This window comes from Bacillus sp. SG-1 (assembly GCF_000181495.1).
Classification (GTDB): domain Bacteria; phylum Bacillota; class Bacilli; order Bacillales; family Bacillaceae_B; genus Rossellomorea.
On record NZ_ABCF01000001.1, the window covers coordinates 284,478 to 300,051 of the forward strand.

Here is a 15,574-nt window from a genome sequence, read left to right on the forward strand (position 1 = left end):
ATTGAGAAAAGGTACCAATCACATATTTTTAACTACTGATGGATTAACAGAGTGTCCGGGTACAGAGTTTGCACGTCCCGACAAGATCTTTTCTGTCTTTAATGGCAGGACGAATCAACAGGGGGTTGCAGAACTTTTAAACACAATACGTGAAAACAATGTAAGAGACAGCACGACGATTCTATCGTGGAGAGTCGATCAAAATAAACAGGCGACCAAGCCTAGTAACTAAGGATGTGATAGTTGATGAGATTTTTATTTCTTTTCGGTTTAGTCTTTTTTGCCGGCAGCTTTATCTTCTGCATCATGAACTTCTTCGGTGAATATAATGGGAGAGGTTTTCTGCTTTCACTGTTTGGCATGCTGAATGCATCAATAGCCATGGGAGTATCCGAGATTTTGAGTAAACTGGAGAGCCGGAATTTCAGTAAAGAGAGAATGGATTCATGAAAAAGTGGAAGTTGGTACTAGTGATGATTTTACTTTTTCCAATAGGGGTTCTGACTGGATTGTACACTTCTGTGGAGGAAGCAACCCGGGAAATCAGAGTAGGTTACCAGGAAGGGGGTAATCAAGAAGTTATCCGTATTGAAAAAGTTATCACGAATATAGAAGATCAGTCTGCCATCGATAACATTATGATGATTTATCTTAATAAGGAAAAAATTGATCCCCCATATGGACCTGAACCACCCGGATGTTTACATATCAGTGATGAGTCCAAGACAGCATACTGGTTTAATAGATTCCCGAGTTTGGTTTCATGAAGAGGGGGCTATTATTGCGCAGCGACTGGGAGACAGCTGGGAGAAAGCGCAGTATTTCAGTGTTTCTCCTCAAGATGCCGGCTATTTAAAAGAAACCATCCAGTATCAAAGTATAAACTAAAATCCCGGAAACCATTGGTTTTCGGGATTATATTAGATATGCTCTATTCGTAAATATGGTGATTTTGTGATAGAGTCTGTTGATTTCCATTCCAGGGGCGTGACTCCGCGGGGTGTGCGGTGAGCCTCCCTCTAGAAATGTTGGAGTATCAACCTTTGAAGCCGTTTTTCTGGTTAGAAAACTTTTTTGAACTGAATCAATTTAATAATATTTTCTAGATGTTCAATAATTTGTAAGGGGAAGCTTACGCTTCGCTAGAGCTAAATGGAAATCATTAACTCTAAAGTGCTTATGTGATGCACATTGGATCTCTGCGAATCTTATGATGACGTACCCTCCCATGTCTCTTGGCGTCTAGCGCGTACATTCCTTCGTTCGGTCTATTCATAAGGCAGAGGCTGGCAATGCTCCTCGAGGGACTCGTGGTCTAATGGCTCATTATGTGCCGGCTTCTCCGTGTCATCCTCTTGTTTAGATTTCAAACTACTTAGAAGTAGCTCAAGCCGCCTCTTGGAGGCAATGGAGGTCTCTCATCATAAGACTTGCATTAAAGTGCATACGTTTCACACACAAAGCGTGTAGAATCTTAAGTAACTTCCCACATAATACAACCATAGCTTCTTTCTTCTTCAATGGATTGACAGTTCGAGTTGTGTAGTAATGGTATAGGGATTTAAAGGCGATGTTATGTTGAATCAAAGGAAGTATGACTCGAAATAATATAGCCCTCAGTTTCCTTCTACCCCTTTTTGAGATTTTCTTCTGGCCTTTGTGTTGTCCGGAAGAGTTTTCCCTTAGTGTGAGGCCCGCTAATTTAATTAATTGGCGTGGATGCTCATATAGACTAAGAGAGCCTGTCTCAGAGAGTAATTCAACAACTGTGTTTTCACCTAAACCATCAACTGACAGTACAAACTCATAATCTGTCATTTGTTGTGCGAGTTCATTTAACCTGGACGATAAGGTCTCAAGTTGTTTTGAAAGAGCTTTGAATTGAGAAATTAAAGTACCCATCTCAAAACGTGCCATCTCTAACCCTTCTGTCAGTCCGATTGACTGTTTAGCCATTGATTTTAACTTTTTAATCTTAGAAAAGGAAAGGCATTGTAGCCCTTCTACACTTTTGTATAGGTAGATTAAATCTTCATCACTTTTTCTATAAAGGTCAATGGGTAAAGGGGTCATTTCAAGTACAGCACAAGCGTTTTTCCCAAAGCTTTTAAATATGTGGTGAAACTCAGGGAAATAAAGATCTGTCCAACGAACCATTCGATTTTTAATGGCTGTAAGATCTTCTTGTATCTTAGATCGCAGGCTTGCGCCATTTCGAAGTTCAGCTTCGACCCCTTCTAAGGTTCGTGTATAGTTGAACCGGCCGTCACGTATTAAGCTAGCGATAACACGAGCGTCCTTTTGATCATTTTTAGTTTGAAGGTTGTCATCTAATTCTTTAGTTCTATTCACATGCATAGGATTCACCATGACAAAACGGATACGCTGGCCAACCAAATACGCAGCTAAGTTCATCCAATAGTGTCCTGTAGGTTCAAATCCCACGATAACCTCTGATTTTTGATGTTGAATTTGTAGAGATTGAATCCTTTTATCCAGCTGATCAAATCCTGCACCTGATTGAAAGAAGGGAAACGATTTTTGTAAAATACGACCACGATCATCCATTGCACATGCGAAGTGTTTCTTTTTGGCAATGTCGATTCCAATGACCATAGTATCTTCAGAAACTTGATTAATTTTATGATTCGTATTACTATTCATTATGGTCCTCCTGTATGGTATTGAGTTTCGATTTGGTTGTTGATACTCAAGCATCATACAAGAGGACTTTTTCTTTTTCAAGACCGCTAAAGATTATAAACAGGAATGCTCCTCGGCGCAAGCGCCTGTGAGGTTACGTTCCAGTGGGTACGTAACCTTGGTCTCACCTGTCATCAAAAGTGGAAGCGCCCTGGTCAGTCCCGACAGGCAAATGTTCCTGAGAGAAAAAAAGGCGATTTTTCCTTTTATTCTCTCAGGGTTATTTGACCCCGAGGGGCTGGGCGCTGGAACTAGACGTCACGCTACTCCCGCAGGAGGTCACGCACCGTCCATTCCAATCAACTCTCTTTAATTAATTTCCTTCTTTTTAGTCAGTTAGATAACCACAACATTTTAGATGACAGGCATTAGATAAGATCTTCTGAAAGTTTAATATATTCGTCGATTGCTTCTGCAACTGGCTGGATGGCCGCCTTCCAGAATGACTCTTGTGTTAAGTCTTCATTAAGATAGAATTCTGCAAGCTGTTCGACGGTCATGCGGCCTGAATTTCTTAAGAGTTCATCGTACTGATCGATGAATGAATCTCCTTGTTTTTTGGCTAGTGAATAGACACCATTACTGAAAAGATAGCCGATGGTATAAGGGATATTATAAAATGCCTTTTCTGTACTGTACAAATGTGAAGTGGTAACCCAGCTGTATTCATGAACACCGTCAACATGCTCCCCGTAGATATCCGTCTCAGCTGCTGCCATTAATCCGGTGATTTCCTGACTGCTCAATAACCCTTCTTTTCTCTTTTCATAGAGGTTCTGTTCAAATTGGAACCTGGCCGGTATTAATCCAAGGTAGGTCATCCCTGCGGAAATCTTGGACTCCAGTAAAGACAGTCGTTCTTTCTTGTCTTCTGCATGTGAAAGAGCAGCATCCAGGACAAGGTTTTCACAAAAAGTAGAGGCGGATTCTGCGACACTCGTTCCTTTTTTTCTTGCAAAAGCAGGTTCCTCATCCAGTATGAAGTTATGATAGGCATGACCAAGTTCATGTGCGAGTGTAATGATATCGTGATAGGTACCTTTGAACGTCATTAAAATCCTGCTTTCCTTCTGCAGTGGCATGGAAGCACAAAACGCCCCGCCAGCTTTATTCCGGCGATCCTCTGCTTCGATCCATCTCTCTTCAAAAGTTTTTTCTGCAAAGTTCCCCAGCTTTTCGCTGAATCCATGAAATTGGCTTACGATGATTTCCCGGGTTTCTTCATAAGTGAAGGTTTTTTCAGTGGTGAAAGTGTTGGCGGGAATTTCAAACCATTTCAATTTTTCCACTTTGGACAGCTCCGCTTTTCTTTTTAAGAATCGGTGAAGAAGTCCATAATTGGATTTTATTACAGCCATCATCGTGTTCAAGGTGCTTTGTTTTATCCTGTTTTGGTCAAGGGCTTCTTTTAAAATATTGTCCCACCCACGCTGCTTATAAACATCGAGGCGGAATCCGGAAATAGAATTCAAAATCGACGCGTATGTATCGGAAACTTTTTCACATGCTTCATTATAGGCATTCATTACATCTTGCTTATGACTTCTGTCTGTGGAAGTTAATATCTCATAATAGGCCTCTGTTAAGGTTAACTCCTTTATTTCTCCCTCTTTCTCCAGCGGGATTTTCAGCTGCGCAATCTGCTGGTCATAATGATTTTCCCAAGCTGTAAAACCATTGACGGAGAGAGTGTGGATCAGTTGCTCCATCGGCAATGACAGCTTTTCCTTTGCCTGCTGTTTTCTCTCTTCAAGGAAGAAACGGTACTGGGTTACTTCTTCGTTATTAATCAACAGGTTCCAGTCTTCGTCGGCCATGGAAGCAAGAAGGTGGTCAAGCTCCCCTAAGAGAATTTCAAAAGAGCTTCTCAATCTGGCACTTTCGTTAACAAGGCCTGAGGCAGAATGATCTTCCACGTTATTGGAAGTTAGACAAATCAGAAATTCATCTACTTGCAACGTGCCTTCCATAACTGATTGTATTCTTCTTAACAGGTTCACCATTGTACTAACCGAGAAACACTCATGAGTTTGAATGGTTTTCATTTCTGTTTGAATTTCTTTAATGGATAATGCAAGCTGTTTCATAAAATCTTGCAAATCCGCTGATTGGCTTCCGTCCGAATAAATACTATCCAAATCCCAATTCTTACTGATCGTTTTTTCCATTACAATACCCCCTGCAAAAATGTTAAACTCTTCCACCTGTATTAGTATAACGTAAATAGTACGAATATTCATCCAACTTCAGACGGAGCAGCCAGCCTTTGTCATCTATATGTAACATTTGTAATAAAAATTAGGAGAATCCCTAAAACACCTCATCTTAAAAAGACTGAATTTCCTTTTTATAAGACTTCTAATCTTTTGAAGTGCATGATCCTTGAAGGTTGTTATCTCGTTAATTTAGGAATGCAGGGGGTACTGAAGATGGAATATAGGGGTAAGAAGCGCTTAGGGATCTTCACCAAAATAAAGAAGTATTAATACTGTTGTAACAAGCTTTCCAGCTCCTTTTAGTAAAATGGAAGAGAGGATAATTGGAAAGCGGGGATGGGAAAATGAAAGAATTGATTATGAGCAATAACGATGTTTTGACAATGTTGGACGGACTGCTTCAAGAACAGAGAAGCTTTGACTGGGACGGCTTTTATGCAGACAGAAACAAAAAGGTCCCTTTCTTTGTTGACCTGCCGGATGAAAATTTGGTGAAGTACATAGAGAAAGGCATCCTACCGGGGGGAAAGGCATTGGAATTGGGCTGCGGTCCAGGGAGGAATGCAATATACCTTGCAGAGAAGGGTTTTTTAGTTGATGCCGTTGACTCATCAGAGGAGGGGTTGAATTGGGCGGCAGAACGTGCGAAAGAAAAGGGAGTAGCTATTAATTTTAGAAGAGAAGACCTTTTTGATATGGATTATAAAGAGCAAGATTATGACTTTGTCTATGACTCCGGGTGTTTTCATCATATTGCCCCACACAGGAGAATGGATTATATTGAGTTGGTCGAAAAAGCATTAAAGCCGGGAGGGTACTTTGCGCTTAGCACTTTCATAGAAGGAGGGCCTCTCGGTGGGGCAGACATATCAGATTGGGATGTCTACCGATTAAAGAGCATGAGAGGGGGGCTGGGGTATTCAGAAAAGAAACTGAAAACCATCTTTCAAACCTTCGCTCCAGTGGAAATTCGTTTCATGGAGGATAGGCCAAATTCGAAAAGTGTGTTTGGGCTGGCCGGGTTGAGAGTGGCTTTATTCAAGAAAAAAAGATAGTGAATGGGAAACTTCCGTCCAAAATTAGGCGGAAGTTTTGTTTTACCATTATAACCAATTATAGGAAGTGTTAAAATGAGTATATTCCGAAAATTATAAAGGGGGGATGAATGTGAACAGAATTGTTTCTTCAATTTATATTTCTGTTTCGCTGTTACTGTTTTTTCTCTTGATCCTGGCAAAAGAGGTTCTGCAATTGATGAATTCCCTGTTATGGTTTTTTCCTTGGGCTGCATTGGTGATCGGCGGCTGCTATTTATATGCAGATCTAGACACGATTCAAAAAAAGAAAGCCGAGGATAAAAAGTGAAAAATAAATCTTTGATTCTTGCGGTTTTGGTACTGTTTATAATGATGACAGCCATTTTTTCTTGGTACGAAGGAAGCGGCTTAATGGATGATCCTCACCAGTGGGAATATACAGCGCTGATTTCAGGATGGATGGACGATGGCGAAGTGCTTGGAAAAAGCGAAATATCTCAATTTGATTTCTTCCTGTATGCCATAAAGTTTCACCCCCTGTTCCCATCAAGCATGATGGTGTTTTTCTCCTTTTGCTGTTTTTCATAGTTTATCCTTTTAAAAACAAGAAGATCGTAATGCCGCTCATGGCCTTTTACGCAATCATTTTGATTTTTTCTTTTACTATTATTCCGAATGAACAGGGGACGGGCGTTTTTCTCAATAGTGTGAGAAGTTCTGCGCTGATTTTAATCGTTCTATCTACACTCATTTGGTATAGGAATAAGACGGAAGAGGTGAAAACAAGTGGATAAAACCGGCTGCAGTTATCCCGACTTGGAGACAGAGCGATTACTTTTAAGGAACGTCACTCCGGGGGATGAAGATTTTATTTTCAAGCTCTACAGCAATCAGGAAGTATGCAGGTATCTATACGATGAAGAGATTTATTCCAGTAGGGAAGAGGCGAAAGAGTTCATAAAGTGGAACCAGAATCCGGAAGATAAAGGGAATAACCGTTGGATTATCTTCAGAAAAAGTGATGGGGAACCATTAGGGACATGCGGGTTTGATTCCTGGGATTCCGTCAACAATATTGCCGAAATTGGTTACGATTTATGGATTGATTTTTGGGGCAAGGGATATATGAAAGAGGCGTTGATAACCGCTATCGACAGTGGATTTCACAATCTGTCTCTTAACCGAATCAATGCGTATATTGCTATCGGTAACAAGAAATCGTTCAAGTTATTGGAGTCATTAGGGTTTGTCAAAGAAGGTATATATCGCGAGAAGCACTTATACAGAGGAAAATACTATGACCATTTTAGCTATTCTTTGTTGAAAAGAGACTGGTCAGATCTAAAAGAGGGAGAATATGAAACCAGGTAAATTGATAAATATTAGAGGAAAAGATTTATATGTTGAGGTATATGGAGCATCTGAGAAGGATGCGATTTTATATTTGCATGGAGGACCAGGAGAGAGTTGTTATGACTTTTCCGTTGCACAGGCGGAAAAACTGGCGGAGAATTTCATGGTCGTTGCCATTGACCAAAGGGGAGTTTGCCGGTCTGAGGGAATCGGTCCGGATGAAACCTTTGGACTGATGGATATTATCCATGACTGTGAAGCGCTCAGAAATCAATTGGATATTTCGAAGTGGTCTTTGATCGGCCATTCATTTGGAGGGTTTTTGAGCGTGTTATATGCATCGGAATATCCAGCTTCTATACATAAAATAATCCTTGAGGGGCCGACGTTTGATTTCCAACTGACGTCAAGGAATCTATTAAGAAAAACAGCATCCCTTCTTACGGAAGCCGGAAATGAGGCAGCTGCAAAGGACTGCCTATCATTGGCAGACACCAAGAAACCAATGACTATCCGTGAACTGACGGAAAAGTATATGGAATTCAGCGATTTGCTCGGGGAAGAAAGAATGAAGATTTATAGGTATGACCTTGATTCAGGAGTCGACTACTCATTTTATACAGATGAGGAATGGGAATTGTTCTTTGACCGGTCTGAAGTTCATTACAACAGATTAAGAGAAGAAGGGCAGATCTTTAAATCCCTGCTTCCTGCACTGAAGGAACTGCCGCATGAAATGCTTTTGTTGATGGGTGAAAGTGACCCTGTACCGTGCAATACACAGGTTGCCGTCTTTAAGGAAGCAGAGAATGCGAGTATATATACGGTAGAAAATTGTGGACACACACCTCATTATGAAACGCCTGACAAATTCACACGCATTGTAAATGATTTTTTAGGTTGTTCGGTTTTAAATAAATAAAATGCAGAGTGGTTGGTATTCAATATTGTGATTACAGGTTTATATTGAATGCATTAGCCCTAAGCAAAGGAGGGGGATTATGAATATTTTTGTGGGATTAATGCTGATAGGGCTTGCCATTTTGTTTATTGGTTTGGCCATCCCACTGTATTTAGGGAGGATCAGTATGGACTCCTGGTATGGAGTCAGGCTGCCAAGGTCTTTTGAATCAGAAGAAGCCTGGTACCAAATTAATAAATTTGGAGCAAAGGTGATGATGGTTTGGGCCATTCCTCAATTGTTCTTAGGAATAATCGTTCTCTTTCTTCCCCCGCTAAGAGAGCCATGGACCATCATCCTGGTGTTTTCACCAGTCTTTTTCCTCTTTGCTGCTTTTATACAGAGCTACATCTATTCAGAGAAGGTGAAGTTATGAGTGTGAATGTTGAGAGGCTGCTTCCTATAAAAAATAAAACGCAATGGCAAGCTGCCTATGAGGAATAAATCAAAAATCTGGATTTGTTGTATCAGGAGGAAGAAAGGCTCTATTATGACAGGTGTTCTGGTGCAATAAGAGTTCTTTTCGTGTTAGAAAGGTGAAAAGAAAAAACCAATCTCCTCTGGCATATATTATTATTACCTAAATAAAGTGTGGTGTCCCTATGAGAGAAATCTTAATTGGTATTTTGGCATCGATGTTTTTTGCAGTAACGTTCATTCTAAACCGGTCCATGGAGCTTTCGGGTGGAAGCTGGCTTTGGAGTTCCTCGTTAAGATTTTTCTTTATGGTGCCGTTTTTATTCCTTATTGTCCTTGCCAGGAAGAATTTAAAGCAGTTGTTCGTTGAGATGTTCAGATATCCATGGCAGTGGCTGGGCTGGAGTTTTGTCGGATTCGTCTTGTTTTACGCGCCGTTGACCTATGCCGCTGCGTATGGACCAGGATGGCTTGTTGCAGGTACATGGCAGCTGACGATCGTGGCGGGTGTGCTGCTTGGCCCGCTGTTTTTTGAAACCCGGCAAACTGAAGTAGGAGCTATTATGGTAAGGCAAAGAGTACCGATGAAAGCACTTCTTATTTCTTTACTGATTTTGTCAGGAGTGATTCTCATACAGATGCAGGAAGCAAATGGGATCACCATACAGATGCTCGTGGTGGGTATCCTTCCGGTTCTTCTTGCTTCAATCGCTTATCCATTGGGTAATCGGAAGATGATGGAAGTATGTGGAGGAAGACTGGATACTTTTCAGAGGGTACTGGGGATGACTCTGGCTACCATTCCATTCTGGCTGATCATTGGTGCGGTAGGCTTGGTGGAAGCCGGAGTTCCGGAAACAGATCAAATCCTGCAATCTTTCATAGTCGCCATATGTTCAGGGGTCATTGCAACCACTCTTTTCTTCATCGCAACCGATAAAGCCAGGGGAAGCCAGACAAAACTGGCTGCCGTTGAGGCCACTCAATCAACGCAGGTCTTGTTCGTCATTATCGGAGAATTTCTCCTGTTATCGGCTCCGTTTCCAAATGGCGTGGCAATGGCAGGACTCTTCATCATCGTATTAGGGATGCTCCTGCACAGTTTTTACAGCAGGAAAATAGAAGTTAAGGCGAAAGGGGATATGCTGGTTTCCGCGAGAGGCAAAGGGATGAAGATGTAGTAACGTTGAAATGTATTGAGTACGGTAGTCTTGAAAAAATATCACAAGAGTTTGGGGATGAAATCGCATATAATTTCGTCCTTTTTTTTTCGTTGGAACTATACACCTGCCAATTAGGTTGGGATTTGTAGGTGAGCTATTCATTTGAAGCTAAGTACCTGCCAATCCTCCCAAAATCTACATATGGATGTTCTTTCACCAATCTTTTACCGAGTCAGCTTAAAAGTAAATAATAAGTTCGGCAGTATAGACCAAAGAAAATAGTGGAAATTCAATTTTTTTCAAGATAAGATTTTAAAAAAAATGACCACTGGGTAAAAAGGATAACATGTAGCAAAATATAGTGTAGCCTGATGATATAGCAGCAAGAGGTGATTTATGTGTTTAAAAAAATCAAAAACCGAATGGAAGAGTTTGAAGACAATTCAATCCAGATACACTTAAGCCGAAAGAAAAAAATGGTGATCGGAAACCGGTACAGGATTATTGGATACTTCAATGATATCCTGTTAGGAATTCTGTACATGATTGGGAGCATTTTGTTCATCACTGAAGCTGAACAAGTTCTAGCCACCAGCTTTTTCCTCGGTGGCAGTTTCATGATGATTTTTCGCGCGCTTCTACACATCCTCAGAGATATCCACATGAAGAGGTTCACCGAGGAAGATATTAGGAATCAAGATAATTAACGTTTCTCCAAAGCGAGAAGCGTTTTTTATTGGTTATTTTGAGACGGGTCGTCATGGAACGGTGTTTTCTTGGCAGAGATTCTATCGTTATTGATGATTCTTACTAACGCGATGGTACCTCTGCAGAGTAATAGTTTTATGACCAGTGAGATGAGTGAGTGATACCACGACCATCCTTTTCTCCAGGAAATTAACTTTGTTTTTTTCTCAGCAATCGTCTCAAAAATGACCTGAGGGATAACAAAAGGAAAAAGCTTTAAGAATATACCAGCCGGCTTGCTGTTTAATGTCCATTGGTTGTAATAAAGAAGCATGAGTGGATAATGAATGTAGTCAAAAGGCAAATGAATTTTGAACTTCCCTTTATAGGGTCTGATGTTGTAACGCAAATACCCCTTAGACACAAGGTACCGGTCAGCCAAAGAGTTTCCCATAACTCCGACTAAATAAACAATGAGCCAGTCCTTGAATGAACGTTTGACGATTGCGAATGGCAATAACACGATTCCAGCTAAAGTAGTCAAAATCAAAAAGGCAACAGAAACGGCAGACCTTTTCCTTCGCATTATTACACCTCCTCTTGGTAGTTTAACTATTGTCGTAAGTATTATGTAGTGATTATTTCATGGTAACCCTGCTATTCAGTAGAGAGAAGACATCGGGATTGTAAAATGGTAACATTATACATAAGATGGTCAGAAATCAAGGAGGATCAATCGCACCGATCACGAATTTCCTCTATATACAAAGACTCATGATGTAGATACCTTTCAAGAATGCTAGGCTGCATGTTGGGGATAGCCGTTGTAATTATCCCGTGTAAAAGTTGGGCCAATAAAAGAATGAGGAGGTTGAAATGAATATAACTGAAATTAATACTCATGATATAGATGAAATCCTTACTCTTTTTTATGAAACGGTTCACAATGTGAATGCAAGAGATTATTCTCAGGATCAATTGGAGGCGTGGGTGTCCAAGAGGGACATCAATGAAATGAGGGAAAGATGGATCCGTTCTTTCGATGAAAATTTCAGCTATAAAGCAATAGCCAAGGCTAAAATAGTTGGTTTTGCTGATATGGATTCTTCAGGGTTGCTGGACCGCTTGTATGTACATAAAGATTATCAAGGGCAGGGGGTTGCCTCAGCCCTGTTGAATAAGTTAGAAGTGGCAGCAAGAAAAAATGACATTCAGGACCTTGAAACCTTTGCCAGTATTACAGCTAAACCTTTCTTTGAAAATAAGGGCTTTCAAGTAATCTTCTCCCAGAAAGTTTTAAAAAGAGGCGTTGAACTGACAAATTATAAAATGGTCAAAAAGGGTGATACAGATGTATGAGTTTTTACCAATGACAGATGAAGCTGCCGAGGAAATTGCCTATCAATGGAACTATGAAGGCGAATACTCGTTTTACAACATGACTGCAGACCAAGAGGATCTGGAAGAATTCCTTCATCCAGACAGGTCAGGCTATTATACAGTTGAAAAAGACGGAAAGATGATCGGCTACTTTTGTTTTCAGAAAAAAGAGTCAGGCACGGTTGATATCGGGTTGGGAATGAAACCAGCACTAACGGGCAATGGGCTAGGATTGGAGTTCGCTCTTGAAGGCATGAGGTTTGCTATTGCAAACTATGAGCCACTTAAACTATCACTCTCCGTTGCGAGTTTTAACCAAAGGGCAATAAAAGTTTATGAAAAAGCCGGCTTTTTGCCAATAGAAACGTTTATGCAGGATACAAATGGCAGTACATACGAATTTTTAAAGATGGAATATGAAATTAAGGAGAATGAAGATGTACCTAATGCAGGCAAATTTTAATGGCGGCGATATCCTTTTTCAATTCCTAATGTTTATTCTTCTTTTGGGGATCCCTGTTGTCTTGATTCTGCTACTGTTGTTGGGCAGAAAAAACAAAAAAGATGATCATGAACGGCTGGAGAGAATGGAAGAGAAACTAGATCGTCTTTTGAAAGAATAGGATAAGTAATCCATGAGAAATAGAGGATCTGTTGTTATTATTAAAGAGAGAAGCGCTGTCCTGATTAAAAGGGTAAACAATGGTGAAGAGTACTATGTTTTTCCAGGTGGGGGAATTGAACAAGGAGAGACACCTGAAAAAGCAGCGATACGGGAAGCATACGAAGAACTTGGGGTAAGGGTACGGCTCAATGAATGTATTGCTGAAGTCAATTTTAAAGGGAGACAGTATTTTTACTCTGCGGACATATTGCATGGAAAAATAGGAGAAGGCAAAGCGGAAGAATTCAATGGTTCCTCCAGAGGAACCTATAAACCGGTATGGGTCCCTCTGGATGACTTTCCTTTATTGGATATAAGACCTGAAGAAGTGGCAAGGAAGATTAGTAATAACCTTTAATGGGCTTTCAATTTCCAACAGTGACGGATCGCTTCCTTCACTGTTGAATAGATATTTGCAGAGTCAACATTGACCCCGATTCTAGTCACCTGCTGTGCCAATTCTGGTCTGAGTCCTGTAATAATTGGATGGACGCCTAGCAATGACATGACACCGGTTATTTTAAAAAGAGTATTGGTAACTACGGTATCCATGTTATAAATACCTGAAAAATCAATAATTAAACATTCAACATTTTGTTCATGAGCCTTCATTGGAACATCTTCCAAAAGCTGCATCGCCCGTTCGTCATCAAAGGAACCTACAAGCGGCAGGACTGATACCCCTTCGGAAACAGGAACCAATGTAGAAGATAAAGCATTAACTTGCTGCAGCATCTCAGCATGTTTCTTTTCATCTTCTTTTTTCTGGGTGATGTCTTTCATGGAACTCTGAATCGCCTTAATATTCCCTATTAAAGCAGGGTGGCAATACAGTTCAACATCAACAGTTGAACCATCCATCCTGTAGACTGTTTCTTCTATTACATCAGCAGGCCGTTCATATGCTGACTGGATTCTTTTTGCAATAGCAGCTTTGGAGGATTCCTGGAAAATATCCAGAGGACTTAACCCGAGGATGTCCTCTTTTTTCCCATTGAAAAATTCAGCAGCCGCATTATTTATGTAAAGAATTCTAAGATCGCTGTGAATAACTATTGGATCAAGTGAATATTCGATGATTTGACGATAATCAATATTTGAAATGTCCATACTCAATTTCTTCACTTCCTTCCTACAATTAAGCGTAACTCTTTTGAAGGGATTCATCAAGAGTAAGTATCGTAAGGTTTTAAATCTCATTTATGTTCAATGTTGTCGATAGCTTCAAACAGTATTTTACCAAGAAAGGGAGGACGGGAAATTGATTAACCCTAAAAATAACGGGTGGGAATATCTTGACTTCCTTTCTATGAAAGAAGAGGACCAGGACAGATTTCACCCCATCGCCGGCTCATTTGCTGTCATAAAGTGTGAAGGGAAATTCCTTTTGGGTTATAACACTTGGAGGAAACAATGGGAGCTTCCTGCCGGGAAAAGAGAGTTGGACGAAGCAGCAGCCGAATGTGCTTGGAGGGAGCTCTATGAAGAGACTGGACAGATTCCGGAGAACTTGAAATTCCAAGGATTGATGAAAGTAAAAAAAGAAGATGGAACCCTTAAGTATAATCCTGTATTTTCAGGGGTGATGCAAGAATTGCAGCCTTTTAAGAAGAATGATGAGACTTCTGAGGTTATGTTGTGGGATATGGAGGAAGGTATCGGGATCATTGATGAGGTGGATTATTGGTTATTGAAGAGTGTTGTTGAGAGAGGCTGGTAGATTACTAGACTGATTGTTCTATTTGGTACATGTTTTTGTGCAATGTACAGTATCAGAGTTGGCAAGCATAAATGAGTCACTGGCTATTACTAGTTGGATAGGGGTGGAAGGAAAGCTCGTGTATTGCCAGTAAATAATGCTGGTTTACCTCTATGAATGACGAGCTAATCTCAAGAAGTACAAAGAGGAGGGTGATAGTATGTTGGTTAAAGGGTTCAACCATTTTTTGTTTTCAGTCAGTGACTTGGAGCGATCGATTCAATTTTATCAGAAAGTGTTTGATGCAAGGTTGTTGGTTAAAGGACGGACAACAGCTTACTTTGATTTGAATGGTATGTGGCTGGCACTAAATGAGGAGACCGATGTGGAGCGTGGGAATGATTCTTATACCCATATAGCATTTTCGATTGAAGAAGAAGACTATCATGTAGTGTTTGAGAAACTATTGGGACCAGGGGTTACATATTGCCAGGACGAAATAGAAGTGATGAGGACAAGAAATCGGTATATTTTACAGATCCCGACGGCCATAAATTTGAGTTCCACACAGGTACATTGGAAGACAGGCTGAACTACTATCGTGCGACCAAACCGCACATGGAATTTTTCGATTGAGGAGGAAGCGGGATGAAAACGAATATATATTTTGTACGGCATGCTCTTTCGACCTATACACCTGATGAATTGGGGAGACCGTTATCTGATAAAGGCATTGCTGATGCAGCTAAAATATCAGAAGTGCTGGCAGAGGAAAGAGTGGATGTGTTCATATCCAGCCCATATTTGCGTGCGGTCCAAACTATTCAGGGAGCAGCACAAAGATCTGACCAGGATATTATTTTAATGGATGGGTTTAAAGAACGCACTCTGTCTGAAAAGCCAGTAGAGAATTTTGAACAGGCGATCGAGAAAGTGTGGGAGGATTGGGATTTTTCCTGGGAGGGAGGAGAATCCAACCTAGCTGCGCAGGAACGAGGAGTAAAGGTTTTACTTGAGGTTCTGGAAGAGTATGAAGGAAAGAATATAGTGATTGGAACACACGGAAATATTATGGTGTTAATCATGAATTATTTTAATGCCCATTTTGACTTCGAGTTTTGGAAGCAGCTGGAGATGCCGGATATTTATCGCCTAAGTTTTGAGGGGCAGCGGTTGACCGGAACTGAAAGATTGATGAAGTAGGAGGAAAAGCCGCGATATTTTGTTCGCGGTTTTTTGAGGTTTAAAATGGTACTCGTTTTACTGTTGGGATAAAATGGATTAGAAAGGAGAG

At 40.6% G+C, this 15,574-nt stretch carries 21 protein-coding genes and 1 pseudogene; 18 read left to right on the forward strand and 4 right to left on the reverse strand.

Going from position 1 to position 15,574, the window contains the following annotated elements:
- The first annotated feature begins 1 nt into the window (after window position 1).
- Genes BSG1_RS21615 through BSG1_RS01485 form a run of 3 tightly spaced genes read left to right on the forward strand, consistent with a single transcriptional unit; the run spans window position 2 to window position 767 of the window.
- Entirely contained in the window at window positions 2-232 is a 231-nt protein-coding gene (locus tag BSG1_RS21615; RefSeq protein WP_006835012.1) for a hypothetical protein, read from the forward strand.
- Window positions 233-246: 14 nt separating this feature from the next.
- Complete coding sequence (locus BSG1_RS01480; protein ID WP_006835013.1) at window positions 247-450, forward strand: hypothetical protein; 204 nt, start codon at window positions 247-249, stop codon at window positions 448-450.
- Complete coding sequence (locus BSG1_RS01485) at window positions 447-767, forward strand: hypothetical protein (protein WP_006835014.1); 321 nt, start codon at window positions 447-449, stop codon at window positions 765-767. The genes BSG1_RS01480 and BSG1_RS01485 overlap by 4 nt, the downstream gene beginning before the upstream one ends.
- Before the next feature lie 619 nt (window positions 768-1,386).
- On the opposite strand, the gene BSG1_RS01490 is transcribed toward BSG1_RS01485, so the two are convergent.
- Both BSG1_RS01490 and BSG1_RS01495 read right to left on the reverse strand, forming a co-directional pair.
- Window positions 1,387-2,664, reverse strand: a complete 1,278-nt coding sequence (locus BSG1_RS01490) for an IS110 family transposase (RefSeq protein WP_006835136.1) — start codon at window positions 2,662-2,664, stop codon at window positions 1,387-1,389.
- A 407-nt stretch (window positions 2,665-3,071) separates the two neighbouring features.
- On the reverse strand, window positions 3,072-4,871 hold the full coding sequence (locus BSG1_RS01495; protein ID WP_044022173.1) for a M3 family oligoendopeptidase: 1,800 nt from the start codon (window positions 4,869-4,871) through the stop codon (window positions 3,072-3,074).
- Window positions 4,872-5,263: 392 nt separating this feature from the next.
- Here BSG1_RS01495 and BSG1_RS01500 point away from each other — a divergent pair, with 392 nt between their 5' ends.
- From BSG1_RS01500 to BSG1_RS01540, 8 genes are all read left to right on the forward strand, one after another.
- Window positions 5,264-5,974 (forward strand): class I SAM-dependent methyltransferase, encoded by a 711-nt coding sequence (locus BSG1_RS01500; protein ID WP_044022311.1) that lies wholly within the window; start codon window positions 5,264-5,266, stop codon window positions 5,972-5,974.
- Window positions 5,975-6,086: 112 nt separating this feature from the next.
- A complete protein-coding gene (locus BSG1_RS01505; RefSeq protein ID WP_044022174.1) occupies window positions 6,087-6,284 on the forward strand; it encodes a hypothetical protein in 198 nt (65 codons plus the stop codon).
- Window positions 6,281-6,544, forward strand: coding sequence for a DUF4306 domain-containing protein (locus tag BSG1_RS01510; RefSeq protein ID WP_006835019.1), 264 nt, complete (start codon window positions 6,281-6,283; stop codon window positions 6,542-6,544). Before BSG1_RS01505 ends, BSG1_RS01510 begins: the two co-directional genes overlap by 4 nt.
- Window positions 6,545-6,742: 198 nt before the next feature.
- The gene (locus tag BSG1_RS01520) at window positions 6,743-7,327 is read left to right on the forward strand and encodes a GNAT family N-acetyltransferase (RefSeq protein WP_006835021.1); all 585 of its coding nucleotides are present in this window, start codon (window positions 6,743-6,745) and stop codon (window positions 7,325-7,327) included.
- Entirely contained in the window at window positions 7,314-8,231 is a 918-nt protein-coding gene (locus BSG1_RS01525) for an alpha/beta fold hydrolase (RefSeq protein ID WP_006835022.1), read from the forward strand. The genes BSG1_RS01520 and BSG1_RS01525 overlap by 14 nt, the downstream gene beginning before the upstream one ends.
- A gap of 79 nt (window positions 8,232-8,310) precedes the next feature.
- A complete protein-coding gene (locus tag BSG1_RS01530) occupies window positions 8,311-8,646 on the forward strand; it encodes an SdpI family protein (RefSeq protein ID WP_006835023.1) in 336 nt (111 codons plus the stop codon).
- 226 nt (window positions 8,647-8,872) lie between these two features.
- Entirely contained in the window at window positions 8,873-9,868 is a 996-nt protein-coding gene (locus BSG1_RS01535) for a DMT family transporter (RefSeq protein WP_006835024.1), read from the forward strand.
- Between the two features lie 380 nt (window positions 9,869-10,248).
- Entirely contained in the window at window positions 10,249-10,557 is a 309-nt protein-coding gene (locus BSG1_RS01540; RefSeq protein ID WP_052302340.1) for a YrhK family protein, read from the forward strand.
- Between the two features lie 26 nt (window positions 10,558-10,583).
- On the opposite strand, the gene BSG1_RS01545 is transcribed toward BSG1_RS01540, so the two are convergent.
- Complete coding sequence (locus BSG1_RS01545) at window positions 10,584-11,123, reverse strand: CBO0543 family protein (protein ID WP_006835026.1); 540 nt, start codon at window positions 11,121-11,123, stop codon at window positions 10,584-10,586.
- A 290-nt stretch (window positions 11,124-11,413) separates the two neighbouring features.
- Between BSG1_RS01545 and BSG1_RS01550 the strand changes: the two genes are divergently transcribed.
- The 4 genes from BSG1_RS01550 to BSG1_RS01565 are packed head-to-tail and all read left to right on the forward strand — an operon-like array spanning window position 11,414 to window position 12,939.
- The gene (locus tag BSG1_RS01550; protein WP_006835027.1) at window positions 11,414-11,896 is read left to right on the forward strand and encodes a GNAT family N-acetyltransferase; all 483 of its coding nucleotides are present in this window, start codon (window positions 11,414-11,416) and stop codon (window positions 11,894-11,896) included.
- Window positions 11,889-12,380: a GNAT family N-acetyltransferase gene (locus tag BSG1_RS01555; protein ID WP_006835028.1), complete on the forward strand. Its 492-nt coding sequence runs from the start codon at window positions 11,889-11,891 to the stop codon at window positions 12,378-12,380. The genes BSG1_RS01550 and BSG1_RS01555 overlap by 8 nt, the downstream gene beginning before the upstream one ends.
- Complete coding sequence (locus tag BSG1_RS01560; protein WP_083802815.1) at window positions 12,355-12,540, forward strand: hypothetical protein; 186 nt, start codon at window positions 12,355-12,357, stop codon at window positions 12,538-12,540. Before BSG1_RS01555 ends, BSG1_RS01560 begins: the two co-directional genes overlap by 26 nt.
- A gap of 12 nt (window positions 12,541-12,552) precedes the next feature.
- The gene (locus BSG1_RS01565; RefSeq protein WP_006835030.1) at window positions 12,553-12,939 is read left to right on the forward strand and encodes an NUDIX hydrolase; all 387 of its coding nucleotides are present in this window, start codon (window positions 12,553-12,555) and stop codon (window positions 12,937-12,939) included.
- Here the strand turns inward: BSG1_RS01565 and BSG1_RS01570 are convergent.
- Window positions 12,936-13,691, reverse strand: coding sequence for a PAS domain S-box protein (locus tag BSG1_RS01570; RefSeq protein ID WP_006835031.1), 756 nt, complete (start codon window positions 13,689-13,691; stop codon window positions 12,936-12,938). The two genes, BSG1_RS01565 and BSG1_RS01570, sit on opposite strands and share 4 nt — an antisense overlap.
- A gap of 151 nt (window positions 13,692-13,842) precedes the next feature.
- Between BSG1_RS01570 and BSG1_RS01575 the strand changes: the two genes are divergently transcribed.
- The 3 genes and pseudogenes from BSG1_RS01575 to BSG1_RS01585 all read left to right on the forward strand — a co-directional run bounded on the left by BSG1_RS01575 (window position 13,843) and on the right by BSG1_RS01585 (window position 15,483).
- Window positions 13,843-14,301: an NUDIX domain-containing protein gene (locus BSG1_RS01575; protein ID WP_006835032.1), complete on the forward strand. Its 459-nt coding sequence runs from the start codon at window positions 13,843-13,845 to the stop codon at window positions 14,299-14,301.
- A gap of 202 nt (window positions 14,302-14,503) precedes the next feature.
- Window positions 14,504-14,916, forward strand: a pseudogene (gene fosB / locus BSG1_RS01580) (metallothiol transferase FosB).
- 12 nt (window positions 14,917-14,928) lie between these two features.
- A complete protein-coding gene (locus BSG1_RS01585) occupies window positions 14,929-15,483 on the forward strand; it encodes a histidine phosphatase family protein (RefSeq protein ID WP_006835034.1) in 555 nt (184 codons plus the stop codon).
- Window positions 15,484-15,574 lie beyond the last annotated feature (91 nt).

Excerpts from the sequence above, each read along its gene's own strand:
- BSG1_RS01490 (WP_006835136.1), bottom strand. The coding sequence starts at position 2,664 with ATGAATAGTAATACGAATCATAAAATTAATCAAGTTTCTGAAGATACT.
- BSG1_RS01535 (WP_006835024.1), top strand. The coding sequence starts at position 8,873 with ATGAGAGAAATCTTAATTGGTATTTTGGCATCGATGTTTTTTGCAGTA.
- BSG1_RS01500 (WP_044022311.1), top strand. The coding sequence starts at position 5,264 with ATGAAAGAATTGATTATGAGCAATAACGATGTTTTGACAATGTTGGAC.
- BSG1_RS01525 (WP_006835022.1), top strand. The coding sequence starts at position 7,314 with ATGAAACCAGGTAAATTGATAAATATTAGAGGAAAAGATTTATATGTT.
- BSG1_RS01480 (WP_006835013.1), top strand. The coding sequence starts at position 247 with ATGAGATTTTTATTTCTTTTCGGTTTAGTCTTTTTTGCCGGCAGCTTT.
- BSG1_RS01585 (WP_006835034.1), top strand. The coding sequence starts at position 14,929 with ATGAAAACGAATATATATTTTGTACGGCATGCTCTTTCGACCTATACA.
- BSG1_RS01570 (WP_006835031.1), bottom strand. The coding sequence starts at position 13,691 with ATGGACATTTCAAATATTGATTATCGTCAAATCATCGAATATTCACTT.
- BSG1_RS01555 (WP_006835028.1), top strand. The coding sequence starts at position 11,889 with ATGTATGAGTTTTTACCAATGACAGATGAAGCTGCCGAGGAAATTGCC.
- BSG1_RS01545 (WP_006835026.1), bottom strand. The coding sequence starts at position 11,123 with ATGCGAAGGAAAAGGTCTGCCGTTTCTGTTGCCTTTTTGATTTTGACT.
- BSG1_RS01530 (WP_006835023.1), top strand. The coding sequence starts at position 8,311 with ATGAATATTTTTGTGGGATTAATGCTGATAGGGCTTGCCATTTTGTTT.
- BSG1_RS01560 (WP_083802815.1), top strand. The coding sequence starts at position 12,355 with ATGTACCTAATGCAGGCAAATTTTAATGGCGGCGATATCCTTTTTCAA.
- BSG1_RS01485 (WP_006835014.1), top strand. The coding sequence starts at position 447 with ATGAAAAAGTGGAAGTTGGTACTAGTGATGATTTTACTTTTTCCAATA.
- BSG1_RS01550 (WP_006835027.1), top strand. The coding sequence starts at position 11,414 with ATGAATATAACTGAAATTAATACTCATGATATAGATGAAATCCTTACT.
- BSG1_RS01495 (WP_044022173.1), bottom strand. The coding sequence starts at position 4,871 with ATGGAAAAAACGATCAGTAAGAATTGGGATTTGGATAGTATTTATTCG.
- BSG1_RS01565 (WP_006835030.1), top strand. The coding sequence starts at position 12,553 with ATGAGAAATAGAGGATCTGTTGTTATTATTAAAGAGAGAAGCGCTGTC.